General features: G+C 35.3%; 13 protein-coding genes. 6 read left to right on the top strand and 7 right to left on the bottom strand.

Translation table 11 applies throughout. From position 1 onward, the window contains the following. Positions 1 to 12: 12 nt before the first annotated feature. The 5 genes from fliG to KO527_RS06620 form a co-directional block, all read right to left on the bottom strand. The gene (gene fliG / locus KO527_RS06640) at positions 13 to 1,053 is read right to left on the bottom strand and encodes a flagellar motor switch protein FliG (protein WP_216039560.1); all 1,041 of its coding nucleotides are present in this window, start codon (positions 1,051 to 1,053) and stop codon (positions 13 to 15) included. Beyond that, positions 1,046 to 2,767 (bottom strand): flagellar basal-body MS-ring/collar protein FliF, encoded by a 1,722-nt coding sequence (gene fliF, locus KO527_RS06635; RefSeq protein ID WP_216039559.1) that lies wholly within the window; start codon positions 2,765 to 2,767, stop codon positions 1,046 to 1,048. Before fliF ends, fliG begins: the two co-directional genes overlap by 8 nt. Positions 2,768 to 2,875: 108 nt before the next feature. Next, entirely contained in the window at positions 2,876 to 3,199 is a 324-nt protein-coding gene (gene fliE / locus KO527_RS06630) for a flagellar hook-basal body complex protein FliE (RefSeq protein WP_216039558.1), read from the bottom strand. Between the two features lie 230 nt (positions 3,200 to 3,429). After that, on the bottom strand, positions 3,430 to 4,818 hold the full coding sequence (locus KO527_RS06625; protein WP_216039557.1) for a sigma-54 dependent transcriptional regulator: 1,389 nt from the start codon (positions 4,816 to 4,818) through the stop codon (positions 3,430 to 3,432). A 157-nt stretch (positions 4,819 to 4,975) separates the two neighbouring features. Beyond that, a complete protein-coding gene (locus tag KO527_RS06620; protein ID WP_042142975.1) occupies positions 4,976 to 6,070 on the bottom strand; it encodes an ATP-binding protein in 1,095 nt (364 codons plus the stop codon). 185 nt (positions 6,071 to 6,255) lie between these two features. On the opposite strand from KO527_RS06620, the gene KO527_RS06615 reads away from it, so the two are divergent. After that, complete coding sequence (locus tag KO527_RS06615) at positions 6,256 to 6,843, top strand: DNA-3-methyladenine glycosylase I (protein WP_216039556.1); 588 nt, start codon at positions 6,256 to 6,258, stop codon at positions 6,841 to 6,843. 30 nt (positions 6,844 to 6,873) lie between these two features. Here the strand turns inward: KO527_RS06615 and KO527_RS06610 are convergent, their stop codons facing one another. Then, positions 6,874 to 8,334, bottom strand: coding sequence for a sigma-54 dependent transcriptional regulator (locus KO527_RS06610; RefSeq protein ID WP_216039555.1), 1,461 nt, complete (start codon positions 8,332 to 8,334; stop codon positions 6,874 to 6,876). Between the two features lie 300 nt (positions 8,335 to 8,634). Here KO527_RS06610 and fliS point away from each other — a divergent pair, with 300 nt between their 5' ends. From fliS to KO527_RS06585, 5 genes are all read left to right on the top strand, one after another. Further along, positions 8,635 to 9,048, top strand: a complete 414-nt coding sequence (gene fliS, locus KO527_RS06605; RefSeq protein ID WP_216039554.1) for a flagellar export chaperone FliS — start codon at positions 8,635 to 8,637, stop codon at positions 9,046 to 9,048. A 2-nt stretch (positions 9,049 to 9,050) separates the two neighbouring features. Beyond that, positions 9,051 to 9,341: a hypothetical protein gene (locus tag KO527_RS06600; RefSeq protein WP_216039553.1), complete on the top strand. Its 291-nt coding sequence runs from the start codon at positions 9,051 to 9,053 to the stop codon at positions 9,339 to 9,341. Positions 9,342 to 9,435: 94 nt separating this feature from the next. Next, positions 9,436 to 10,437, top strand: coding sequence for a UDP-N-acetylglucosamine 4,6-dehydratase (inverting) (pseB, locus tag KO527_RS06595; protein ID WP_216039552.1), 1,002 nt, complete (start codon positions 9,436 to 9,438; stop codon positions 10,435 to 10,437). Beyond that, the gene (gene pseC, locus KO527_RS06590; protein ID WP_216039551.1) at positions 10,434 to 11,585 is read left to right on the top strand and encodes a UDP-4-amino-4,6-dideoxy-N-acetyl-beta-L-altrosamine transaminase; all 1,152 of its coding nucleotides are present in this window, start codon (positions 10,434 to 10,436) and stop codon (positions 11,583 to 11,585) included. Before pseB ends, pseC begins: the two co-directional genes overlap by 4 nt. Next, the gene (locus KO527_RS06585; protein ID WP_216039550.1) at positions 11,582 to 12,454 is read left to right on the top strand and encodes an aldo/keto reductase; all 873 of its coding nucleotides are present in this window, start codon (positions 11,582 to 11,584) and stop codon (positions 12,452 to 12,454) included. The genes pseC and KO527_RS06585 overlap by 4 nt, the downstream gene beginning before the upstream one ends. Here the strand turns inward: KO527_RS06585 and pseI are convergent. After that, the gene (gene pseI / locus KO527_RS06580; protein ID WP_216039549.1) at positions 12,451 to 13,512 is read right to left on the bottom strand and encodes a pseudaminic acid synthase; all 1,062 of its coding nucleotides are present in this window, start codon (positions 13,510 to 13,512) and stop codon (positions 12,451 to 12,453) included. The two genes, KO527_RS06585 and pseI, sit on opposite strands and share 4 nt — an antisense overlap. Between the last annotated feature and the right edge of the window lie 9 nt (positions 13,513 to 13,521).

Genomic DNA, 13,521 nt, shown 5'->3' with positions numbered 1-13,521 from the left:
TAAATATCTTCATTATAAGAATTCTTCGCCGCCGCCGCCGCCGAGCATTATTTCGCCCGCATCAGCTAATCTTCTAGATACGGCTAAGATTTCTTTTTGAGCTGCTTCTACTTCACTTATACGAACAGGGCCCATCGCTTCTAAGTCATCGGCAAGCATTTCTGCTGCACGTTTTGACATATTTTTAAGTATCTTATCTTTAAGACCTTCGTCAGCGCCTTTAATTGCTTTCATTAGTACATCTTGTTGCACATCACGTAAAATAGCTTGAATGCCACGATCATCTACATCAATTAAGTTATCAAATACAAACATCAAGTCTTGAATCTGCTGTGACATATCTTCATCATGCTCACGGATTGAATCCATCAATTGACCCTCAATATTCGTATCAAGGTAATTCATGATGTCAGCGGCTGCTTTTAATCCGCCCATTTTAGCTGCTTGTGCGCCTGCTTGTCCTGCAAATTGTTTTTCCATTATTTCATTTAATTCTTGTAATGCAGCAGGTTGAACTTCTTCTAAGTTAGCAATACGCATTGTTAAGTCTAAACGTACTTTTTCAGGGAATTGCGCAACAATTTCAGCTGATTGTTCAGGGTCTAAGTATGACAATACAATTGTTTGTATTTGAGGATGCTCATTTCTAATAATATTAGCAACTTGCTTAGAGTCCATCCATTTAAGTGAATCTAGGCCCTTTGCGCCTGAACCCATTATAATTTGGTCAATAATATTTGCTGCTTTTTCTTCACCTAGTGCTGCTGTTAATGCTTTTTTGATGAAATCTTCAGATTGGAAACCAATATTACTGAAGCTTTGGATCTGATCGATAAAAAGTTTATGCACAGCAGTGATTTTATCTTGGCTTAAGTCTGCTAATCCAGCCATTGCCATGCCCACTTTTTGAACCTGCTTTGGCTCTAAGTTTTTTAAAATTTGTGCAGCATCTTCTTCAGACAAGCTTAGTAATAAAATTGACGCTTTCTCTACACCGTCTAATTTATCAACATCAAAACTACCTGTTGCTTCTTGTGTTTCTTCATCAGTCATCTTCGGTCAACCACGCTTTCACTACTTGAGAGGATAATTCAGGTTCATTTGCAACCAGTGCTCTAACTGCTTTTAATAAGTCTTCATCACCATGTAAATCTGGTAACTGTAAAGTACCATCTGGTGCAAAGCCGACAGCTGACTCATCAAATTCTTGAGACAACATGTCAATAGTACTATCGCCTAAATCTACACCAGAGCTTAACGAGTCTTCATCATATTCTTCAAGTGTATCATCTGGGTTAATCAGTTTCTTCAACATTGGACGTACAACAGCTAAAATCAATACAATAATGACAATTGCACCTAGCGCTAAGCGAATAACCTTAATAAACCATGGTTGTTCCCATATGGGTAATTCTACTATTTCAGATGTTGCTGCTTTTACAAATGGCACAGTAACAACTTCAAGTACATCACCTCGTTGCATATTAAAGCCAACGCCGCCTTGCAATAATCGGCGAATATTTGCTAACTCTTGCTGGGTACGAGGCACTTGAGAGGTGGCACCTTCAGCATTTGTTGCTGACTTATAATCAATTGCTACAGCAACACTAATTCTACGTATTACTCCGGTTTGTTGCCTTTTATGAGATATGGTTGTATCTAATTCGTAATTACGTGTTGCTTCTTTATGATTACGACTTGGCGCACTTGTTGAAGCATTGCCATCAGTCGCATTTTCTGGAATATTAGAGTTTACAGGCGGCTGATTAGACAAAGCTCCTGGAATACCTACAGCTAAACCACCTATATTATTTTCTTCTATGGTCATTTCACTACGAATGGCTGGTAAATCTGGATTAAAACGTTTTTGCGTTTCTTCTACAGCACTAAAGTCCATCATTAAATCAACTTGCGCAGTATAACTACCTAAACCTACTACAGGTATAAGAATGGTATCTATCTTCTCTAAATAAGCTTGTTCACGTTTCAGTTCTATATCATATTCTTTACGAGAACGAGCTGATAATGAATTTTGAGAACCCGAGTTTAATAATCGTCCATTTTGATCTGTTACTGTTACTCTAGATGGCTCTAAGCCTTGTACTGCAGATGCGATAATATCAACGATTGCATCAACTTCTTCGCCACGTAATATACGTCCACGCTTTAAAGTTAATACAACCGTTGCAGAAGGTTTTTTTTCTAATCGAGCGAACACATTTTCTTTCGGTATTGCTAATAAAACTTTTGCACGATTTATATTTTTTAATTCTTCTATTGTACGTGCTAATTGTTGCTCTCTACCGTGTTTTAAGCGCTCACGCTCTAATCTTTGGCTTACACCAAAACCCATATCTTGCATTAAAATATCGGTGCCAGAGTTAGGCTCTTGCTCTAACCCTTCTCTTTGCATTAAAAGTTTAATCGTTTGGTAATCTGTTTCTGGTACTAAAACGATATTGCCATCAAGTTTATATTCAATTTTTTGCGCATCTAAGAAATCTAATGTTTGAATTAACTCATTGGTAGGCATTTTTCCTAGTGGACGCATATCTGGCTGGCGCGCCCAAATAATAATAAATACCGCAATCGCTAAACAGATAGTCAGAGCAATAATTAATGTGACTTGACGTAAAACATCAACTCCACTGAGGGCACTTAAAAACCCTGATTTTTGCTCTTGTCCCGAATCTGGCACACCGCCAGCATCTAATGTGCCGCCAGCATCTGGGATTGAGAGATCTGTACTCTGGTTAGCTTGGTTCAAAATAACTCCATAGCCTATATTTAATGGCCATATTATTCATATTTTTACGCATATTAATTCGTTAACGCTATTTTATCACTTATCGTGTTTAGAGTATTGATTATTACTCTAAACAGGCATATTCATTATATCTTTGTAAGCTTCAACGAGTTTATTACGAACTTGAACAGTTGCCTCAAATGCCACTGACGACTTTTGTGATGCAATCATAGCTTCAGCAAGTGATACGCGTCTATCACCCATTTCAACAGCTGTCACTTTATCTTTAGCGTCTGCTTGTAAACCTGCAACATTGTCTATGGCACTTTTTAATAAGTCACCAAACTCTGCACTAGAATTACCTTGAACTGGTAATCTATTTTGTGTTTTAGTCCCGGCTTCAACAGCCATAGATTGCATTTCTTGGAATATCGAATTTGCTGGTATTTTCATTATTTTTCCATTACTTATAAACACTATAACGAATAAAATGCAATATACTTGCCAATAACAATATAGCATTATAATTCAATGTGTTAGATGCTTATTTTTGAGTATGGTTTTTATTGTCAGAGTTTTGACTCAGTCTGGAGACTGGCTAATTGTAAGGAGGTTATTTAAAGCGTTTTAACTGAAGAAAGAAGACTAAATGGGTTTTAGTCTTCTTTATATATTTTTAAATATTATGCGGGTACTTGAATACCTAAGTCTCTCATTTTTGCTAATTTATAACGTAGAGTTCTGGGGCTAATACCTAGCTTTTCAGCCACATCTTTACGACGACCCTGACAAGATTCTAAAGTTTCCAATATAATCTTGTTTTCTTGATCTTTTAACTCATCTTTAAAGCTAGGTTCACTAAAAGTTGGCGCTATATTTTGCACAGTAGCGACCGTTACTTCAGCTACAGCTTCTTCTATTACTTGGTTTTCAGTAATAGTCGGTTGTATCAGCTCTAAAAATACTTCATTCTCATCGATTACATCACTTGATTGCAGAATTAAAGCTCGCTGAATAACATTATCGAGCTCCCTCACATTACCTGGCCATGAGTGTTGATATAACTTATGTTTAGCTGCATCAGTTAAATTAGGCTTTATTTGTTCAGCTCTTTCACAATGTCTCGCAATTAAATGTTCCGCTAGAGGTAATATATCATCGGGTCTGTCTTTAAGTGGTAACCACTGTAAAGGAAATACATTTAAACGATAGTATAAATCTTCTCTAAACTTACCTTCAGCAACTGCTATTTTTAAATCTCTATTACTTGTCGCCAATACTCTGACATCAAGTTTAATTGTTTTTCGGCTACCTAATCTTTCAACTTCGCGCTCTTGCAATACACGTAATAATTTAGCTTGTAAGCTCAAATCCATTTCCGTGATTTCATCAAGTAATATAGTGCCTTTTTGTGCTTGTTCAAACTTACCAGGACAAGCAGCTATTGCACCTGTGAACGCTCCTTTTTCATAACCAAATAAAGTCGCTTCCAGCATATTTTCAGGAATTGCAGCACAGTTGATGGCGATAAAAGGAGATTCAGCACGATCAGAATGATCATGAATATATCTTGCTAATACTTCTTTACCAGAGCCACTAGGTCCTAACACCATCACACTCGCTTGAGATTTAGCCACTTTTTGAGCTAAATCTAATAATGCTAAGCTTTGTTTGTCGGCTACTATTGGGCCATCTGTTTCTTTTTCTTTTTCAGGTAAATAGCGACTTACCATATTAAGTAGTACTTGAGGCGCAAAAGGTTTTGCCATGTAATCGATAGCACCTAAACGCATGGCTTCAACAGCATCATCGATTGTTGCATAAGCAGTCATCATAAGAACGGGTAAATCTGGTTGATTTAGCTTTATGCTTTTAAGTAAATCGATCCCTGAAAGACCACCCATCTGCACATCACTGACAACCAAAGATACTTTTTCTTTTTTAAGTAACATGATTGCTTGTTCTGCACTGTCTGCCTCGATGCAATCTATACCAGCCAACTGTAAGGTATCAATGAGTGCTTCACGTAAACCCGCGTCATCTTCAACTACTAATATTTTATTGTCGCTCATGATTTCTCCAAAACCCTTTTGTTTATTTTGGGTTGTATTGAAATTAGTGTTGTTGAAACTATCAAATTTGGCTCTTTAAACATTTTACTATCTTCTCATTAGTTTCAATTATCACACTTCATTTTATTCATTGTTATCACTACTAAATTGATGTTATTTACAGATCATGTAAGAAAATCGGTAAATGAATATTAAACGCAGCGCCTTCAATTTGATCTTGCATTAAACTTACTTTACCTTGGTGGCTATTGGCTACTGCATTTACAACCGCTAAACCTAACCCTGTACCTTGGCTTTTTGTAGTAAAAAACGGTTCAAATATCTTACTGACTAATTCTTTTGGTACGCCTGGTCCATTATCTGATACACATATGCACACCATATCAGGCTCTATTTCATCTCGTTTTGCTGATAATAAAATTTTAGAACCAGGGCCTTTCACTTGAATACTATTGTGGATTAAATTAGCAATTGCACTGGCTAAAGCGGTTTTATTACCGGTAATTTCAATATCCGGCTCAGGTAATTCAATGTTCAACTCACCATTATGTTGTGTAACCATCGCTTCAGAGCTTGCTTTTACTTCTGTTAATAGTTGCTGCATCGACACTTTTTCAACAACTTGTTGCTCACCACTTTTTGCAAATAACAGCATATCGTTTACTTGTGTTTCAAGATCTTGCAATCGTGACATCAGCTTTGTATGAAACTTGTCTCTAGAATGCGCTTTTAAGTTTTGATTTCCTAAATGATCGGCATATAGCATCGCAGCAGAAAGTGGCGTACGAACTTGATGGGCTAATGATGCAACCATTTTTCCTAACGCACCAAGCCTTTGCATATGCGCTAACCGCTCTTGTAATAAACGGGTTTCTGTCAAATCAGTCATTAAAATGAGTTGGCCAGGTTCTGGCGATAAAGCTGAAATATTTAGCTTTACTTTACGACCATCTTTTAATGATACTTCATGGCCATCATCTTGCTTTGGACAAAATGATCTTTGAATGATCGTTAACCATTTTTCACCTTCAAGTGGTTCTCCTAGCATATCAATAGCAATTTGATTTGCCCGAGCTATCATGCCTCGGCCATCAAGTACAATAACACCAGCAGGTAAAGTATCGACTAAATGATTAAGCCAACTTGATTGCTGTCTTAATTCATTTAACTCACCCACATATGACTCTTGCATTAAACAAGGGTTATATTGCGAACTTGTATAATCATTTTGAAATACTTGTGCTAGCGCCATAACTTTTAAACCTGACAAAAATAAAAATCTACATTGACTAAAGCAGAGATCGTGCCAAAAAATAAATCTTTAAATACAATGAGTTGCCATCAATTTAGACTGGTCAATAAAATGGCGTGAGCTATATCAGGCTATTTTTAGCTATGTTAAGGTATTACTATAAAATTTAATTAGCGAGCCATTTAATGTGTGAATACTGCCCTTGGTTAGATTTAACAAAAACCGATTATATAAAATATCATGATGAAGAATGGGGTGTGCCTTTATTTGATGATCAAAAGCTATTTGAGTTTATTACATTAGAATCAGCTCAAGCAGGCCTAAGTTGGTATACAGTTTTAAAAAAACGTGAGAATTATCGTAAGGCGTTCGACAATTTTGATCCTATTAAAGTTGCTAAATATGATGAAAATAAAATCGAAGAACGATTAAAAAATGCAGGTATTATTCGTAATAGATTAAAAATTCTGGCAACCATTAATAATGCAGCTAAGTTTATCGCAATACAAAATGAGTTTGGCAGCTTTGCTAAGTATCAATGGCAATTTGTAAACCATACACCCATAGTAAACGAAATTTTAACAGCCGATGATTATGTGGCAACCAGTAAAGAGTCAGAATTATTTGCTAAAGATTTAAAAAAGAGAGGGTTTAAATTTTTAGGTCCCACTACCGTTTATGCGCATATGCAGGCTTGTGGTATGGTGAACGATCATAGTTTCAATTGCCATAGAAGAGCAGATATTATTGAAGGATATAAAAAGGGGCTATAAATAGCCCTTTTTTATAAAGATAATTAAACGCTAATCTTTAGTTAAATTATATTTTTTCATTTTTTCAACCAAAGTTGTGCGTCTAACGCCTAAAATTTCAGCTGCTCTGGCAACAACAAAATCATGACGTTCTAAGGCTTGTGTTATTAAGCTCACTTCCAGCTCACCTAAATACTCTTTAAGCTGAATACCTTCATCAGGTAATAAACCCATAATATTATCTGGTTGCTCAAACTCAGCTTCATCATCGTCATAATCCGCACCATCAGAAAAACCAGAGCCAAATATATCATTTAATGCTTGTCGCTCTAAAATCTCTTCTGGGTATTCAGGTACGAACGCATCAACTTCTAAATGTTGATATTTTTTAGGCAAATCTTGTGCATCAATCACTTTATCAGGAAACATGATCACCATGCGTTCAACTAAATTAGCTAATTCTCTGACATTGCCAGGCCAATTATGCTCTTTGAGATTATCTAAAGCTTGCTCAGTGAACTTTGCAGAATAACCCCCCTGTTCACTGTTTCTTTTCATTAATTCTTTAAGTAATAATGGAATGTCTTCTCTTCGCTCTTTTAAAGCGGGATTCTCGATAGGAAAAACATTTAATCGGTAGTACAAATCTTCTCTAAATGAGCCAGCTTCAATCATTTCATCTAAGTTGCGATGAGTTGCTGCGATGACACGTACATCAGCAGAAATTGATTTATTACCACCCACTCTTTCATAGGTACGCTCTTGTAATACACGTAATAATTTAACTTGCATTTGCAGCGGCATATCACCAATTTCATCAAGAAATAAAGTACCGCCCTGTGCTAATTCAAAGCGACCTTTACGCGCAGAAATCGCACCGGTAAATGCACCTTTTTCATGACCAAATAATTCACTTTCAAGTAACTCAGCTGGAATTGCACCACAGTTTACAGGCACAAAAGGACCACTTACACGTTTGGATAATAAATGAATATTACGCGCAACCACTTCCTTACCCGTACCTGATTCACCTAAAATTAAAACATTGGCATTTGTTATTGCGACTTGCTCAATTAAAAAGCGCACATTTTTAATGCTTGGTGTTTCACCTATTAAGCCATCAAAATGCTTTGAGCCACGACTTGAATTGTTGTTTCCAGGGATCAGACGATGATATTCTTGGCAATCATGGATAAGTTGCGTGGTTATTGCGTAGTTAAAAGGCTCACTAATTAAACCGATTACATTAGCAAATGATAATAGCGGCTCTAAAGTCTCACCTAATAATAGAAAAGGAATAGCTGGATTTTCACGAATAATAACTTCATGTTCAAGCGAGCTGCTAGCACCTAAAATAAAAGCGGTTACACAATCGACTGGCGAAGCATATTTTTTATAATCTCTATCACTTACGATTTGATTCGCTTCATCAATAAACGATAATGAAGCTGACAATGCCTGTGCCCTGCTTTGATTTTCATCAAATATTAATACTTTTGCTGGACCTGTCATATATTAGAACTACTAGATATTTTTATTATGTTTATGATTGTAATCTGATTTAACTACGATGCAAGTTATTAGTGGCATTTTTTTGACGTATGTTATTATTTTGACGTATTTATTTTAACTTACCTATTAGATCCAAATGAAGTTCCATTTTAGCTACAAAACTCAACTAATATTTAATTTAGTAAAAAGATTCAAGAAATTAAATAATTGGGCGATACTATAAGTACAAAGTGAAATTTTATATTTCTTATGGCACTTTTCTTGCTTTTAATTTCACATGTTAATTTTTAGGATCCCGTTATGGCACATTTATCTATAAACAAATATCGTCAAGTTAGTGTTAATAATGTTCAAGATATGACTCCATACGAACAAGTTAATCTTATTTTTGTCAATATCATTGGCAAACTTGCTGCTGCTAAAGGTTCAATTGAGCGTAAAGAGATTGAAAAGAAAGGCAATAATATATCTGTTTGCATATCTTTAATTGGCGCATTACAAGATGCTTTAAATATGGATGATGGCGGTGAAATTTCAGCAAATTTAGCTTCGTTATATGAATATTGTCAGTACAAATTGGTTAATGCCAATGTTAATAATGATATTGAAGGTTTAATTGAAGTTTCAACTATCATCAAAAACATAAAAGAAGGCTGGGAAGCTATTCCTCAAGATATTAGGCAAAATGATCAGGCACAAGCTGCTGCAGGTTAATAATGAACTTTCATTTTGAAAACAAAAAATTAAATGAACTGTTTTCCTCATTATATGAGGCAATAGAGAATGAAGATGATAAATCATTAAAAATTCAAAAAGAATTAGATTTATATATTAAACTATTATGTGAAAATCCAAGTACAAAACCCTCTCAAGGTGAAGTTCTCTATTTAAAAGAAAATATAAATAAACTATCAGCAATAGCTGAACAAAAAAGAGAGTATTCAGGGAAGAAAGTACTTAAGCAAAAACAAAATTCTAAAGCGATTGCTAAGTATCGTTCAGTTTAGCTGCAGAAAGTGCACTATTGCTATGAATCTAGCTAATGCCATGATATAAGTCTTTTAATACAATTACTCCTTTCTAATTTTGCAGAGTATAACTATGTTCAATAACAAAAATATTTTAATAACTGGTGGAACCGGGTCTTTTGGAAAAAAGTATGTTGAAACACTTTTAAAAAGATATCAGCCAAACAAAATTATTATATTTTCTCGTGACGAGCTTAAGCAATTTGAAATGCAACAAGTTTTCCATGCACCATGCATGCGCTATTTTATTGGTGATGTAAGAGATAAAGAAAGACTTAATAGGGCTATGCGTGGCGTTGACTTTGTGATCCATGCAGCTGCAATGAAACAAGTGCCGGCTGCAGAATACAACCCTATGGAATGTGTTAAAACAAACATCAATGGCGCTGAAAATGTGATAGACGCAGCACTTAATAATGACGTTGAAAAAGTAATAGCACTATCAACGGATAAAGCTGCAAATCCAATCAATTTATATGGCGCAACAAAACTCGCATCAGATAAAATTTTTGTTGCCGCAAATAATATATCAGGAGGTCATAAAACGACATTTTCAGTAGTTAGATACGGTAATGTTGTTGGTTCGCGTGGTTCTGTAGTACCTTTCTTTGAAAAAATGGTAAATGATGGTTCTGATCACTTACCTATTACGCACATAGGGATGACCCGTTTTTGGATCAGCCTGCAGCAAGGAGTGGATTTTGTATTAAAAAACTTTGCTCGCATGTATGGTGGAGAGATTTTTGTGCCAAAAATTCCATCTATCAAAATTACAGATTTAGCTTCAGCAATTGCACCTAATTTGCCACAAAAAGAAGTAGGCATAAGACCTGGTGAAAAACTACATGAAATAATGTGCCCTGCTGATGATTCATATCATACATATGAGTTTGATGATCACTTTGTAATTGCGCCGAGCATAAAGTTTAGCAGTCGAACAAATGATTTTACAACAAATGGTTTAGATGAATCAGGCGTATTGGTAAAACCTGAATTTGAATATAACTCTCGTAACAATTCACATTTTATGAGCGTTGAAGAAATTAAAAGCTTTAATAAGCACGCAGAGCTATGATCCCCTATGGCAAGCAAGACATTAACCAGCAAGATGTTGATGCTGTTATAGATGTTTTAAAATCAGACTTTTTAACTCAAGGTCCAAAAGTTCCAGATTTTGAACAAGTAATAGCAGATAAATCTAATGCCAAACATGCTGTAGCAGTTAATAGTGCCACTTCTGCATTACATATCGCTAATTTAGCGCTAGATGTAGGCCCTGGAGATATTGTTTGGACTAGCCCCATTACTTTTGTTGCAACGGCTAATAGTGCTTTATATTGTGGTGCAAATATCGACTTTGTTGATATAGACTTATGCTCAGGTAATATGTCGGTTATTGCTTTAGAAAAAAAGTTGATCCTTGCTAGAAATAATAAAACTCTACCTAAAGTTGTTATTCCGGTACATTTAGCCGGACAATCATGTGATATGGAACAAATATATACATTATCACAAGAGTATGGATTTAGAATTATAGAAGACGCCTCTCATGCTGTTGGTGGTCAATATCATGGTAACCCTATCGGTTCTTGCCAATATTCAGACATCTGTATTTTCAGCTTTCACCCTGTGAAAATAATTACCTCAGCAGAAGGCGGTATGGCACTGACTAACAGTGATAAAATTGCAGAGAAACTAAAGTTATTTAGATCGCATGGTATAGTATCAGATCAAAATCGAATGACGGAGCAAAGTCATGGTCCTTGGTATTATCAACAGATTGCTTTAGGCTTTAATTATAGAATGACTGATTTACAAGCAGCTCTTGGTTTAAGTCAGCTTGACCGCATAGATAGTTTCATTAACAAAAGAAACCAATTAGCAAAAATTTATGACAATGCTTTTTCACAGACAAGCTTAACAACGCTTGCACCTAATAGTGACCGTTTATCATCTTATCACCTCTATATAGTACTACTGCCTGAAGCTAATATTGAACGTCATAAACAAGCTATCATAAAATTAAGAGAGCAAGGTTTATTTGCACACGTACATTATATACCTGTTCATCTTCAGCCTTATTATAAAGATCTCGGATTTAGCCCTGGAGACTTACCAAATGCAGAAGAGTACTATCAGCGAGCCATTTCATTGCCTCTGCATCCTCAATTAACGTCTCAAGAACAAGAATATATTATAGAACAAGTAAAGGCCTTAGTATGAAACTGGGGCTCGGTACCGTGCAATTTGGTTTAGATTATGGGATCAGTAATAAAAAGGGTCAAACCTCTCAAGATCAAGTTAAAGAGATCCTTCAATTAGCGGAAATTAAAAATACAACATTATTGGATACCTCATGCGCATATGGCAATGCGGAATCTATAATTGGTAATTACGCTAGTCCCAACAGATTTGATATTGTTACCAAAACTCCGGTATTTAAAAGCAATGTAATCCAACAGCTTGATGCTAAAGAGCTCATTCGCTCTTTTAACGATTCATTAAGTAACTTACAAATAAATCAAGTATATGGCCTATTAACTCACGGTCCTGAAGATTTGTTAAAACCTGGCGGCCATTATTTATTTAATGCTATGAAAACTTTAAAAACTGAAGGAAAAGTAAACAAAGTTGGCGCTTCTGTTTATAATAAAAAGCAAATAAAAGACTTGGTAAATACTTTTGATATAGATTTAATTCAGCTTCCTTTTAATCTATTAGATCAAAGATTATTACATGACGGTACTTTCGATTTTTTAAAACAACACAATATTGAAATACATGTTCGCTCAGCATTTTTACAGGGCTTGTTGTTTATACCATTAAACGAATTACCCGAGTTTTTCCACCCCATTAAACCGACCTTGGTACGCTTGAAGCAAAAACTGTTTTCATTAAACCTTTCACCTGCTCAAGCCGCTTTAGCATTTATAAACCAAACACCACAAATAGATAGAATTATTTGTGGTGTTAATACTGCAGAACAATTACAAGAACTCACTAAGGCCATAAATACAAGGATTGATCATGAGGAATTTTATCAATTTGCAATTAATGAACTCAAGTTTATAGATCCCAGTCAATGGCCTTAAAAATCACCTTCAATTAAATCCAATGAAAGACGTGTCCCTTTAGAAAAGTTATCCGTAAATCTAGCTCCTAATACTTGTTCATAATATTTAGGTGCTAAACCATATGATGGCCTAACAGATTGGATATTATCAGCAGTAATAATATCTCCTTTTTTAACATTTCTAGATATGTATAATGACCTTTTGGCTAACAAATTCTTTTTTGAGGCAGGAGATAAATCATAAGATATTTTACCTAACGCTTTCTCTACGGTTCTCACCTCAGTAACCATCATCTTGAATTCAGTAGGGTCTAATGAAAAAAATGAATCAACCGATTCTTCATTTTTATCTAAAACAAAGTGCTTTTCAATAACTCTAGCACCTAAAGTTACTGCTGAGATAGCAACGCCAAGACCTAAACTATGATCTGATATACCTGATAAACAATTAAATTTTTCGGCTAAATCAGGAATGGTCCTTAAATTAATATCTTCAGGTGGCGCAGGATATGCAGTTGTACATTTTAATAATGCATAATCACTACAACCATTATCTATTAATGTTTTAACTGCTAATTCAATATCTTCATAGGTAGCAAGCCCTGTCGATAATATTACGGGTTTCCCCGTTCTAGCTACGCATTTAATTAACGCAACATCTGTGATTTCTGGAGAGGCAATTTTATATGCTGGCATATTTAAATTTTCTAAATATTCAACTGCAGAAATATCAAAAGGCGATGAAAAAACATCTATACCAATTTTCTCGCCTTCAGCAATCAGTGCTTCATGCCATTCCCATGGTGTATAAGCTTTTTCATATAAAGAAAATAATGTATTGTGGCTCTCCCAAGCATTACCTGACGGCAATCTAAAGTCTTCTTTATCACAATCAAGAGTGATTGTATCAGCCCTATAAGTTTGTAATTTTACTGCATCAGCACCGCACTCTTTTGCTGCATGAATAATTTCAATTGCCTTATCAAAATTACCACAATGATTTGCTGACATTTCAGCAATAATATAGCAAGGTCTATCATTGCCTAATTGTGTTTTGTTTATCGTAAATGAATTCATAAGTATTCC

This window comes from Pseudoalteromonas sp. C2R02 (assembly GCF_018860845.1).
In the GTDB taxonomy this organism is placed as follows: Bacteria; Pseudomonadota; Gammaproteobacteria; order Enterobacterales; family Alteromonadaceae; genus Pseudoalteromonas.
This window is presented reverse-complemented; position numbering and strand designations above follow the sequence as displayed.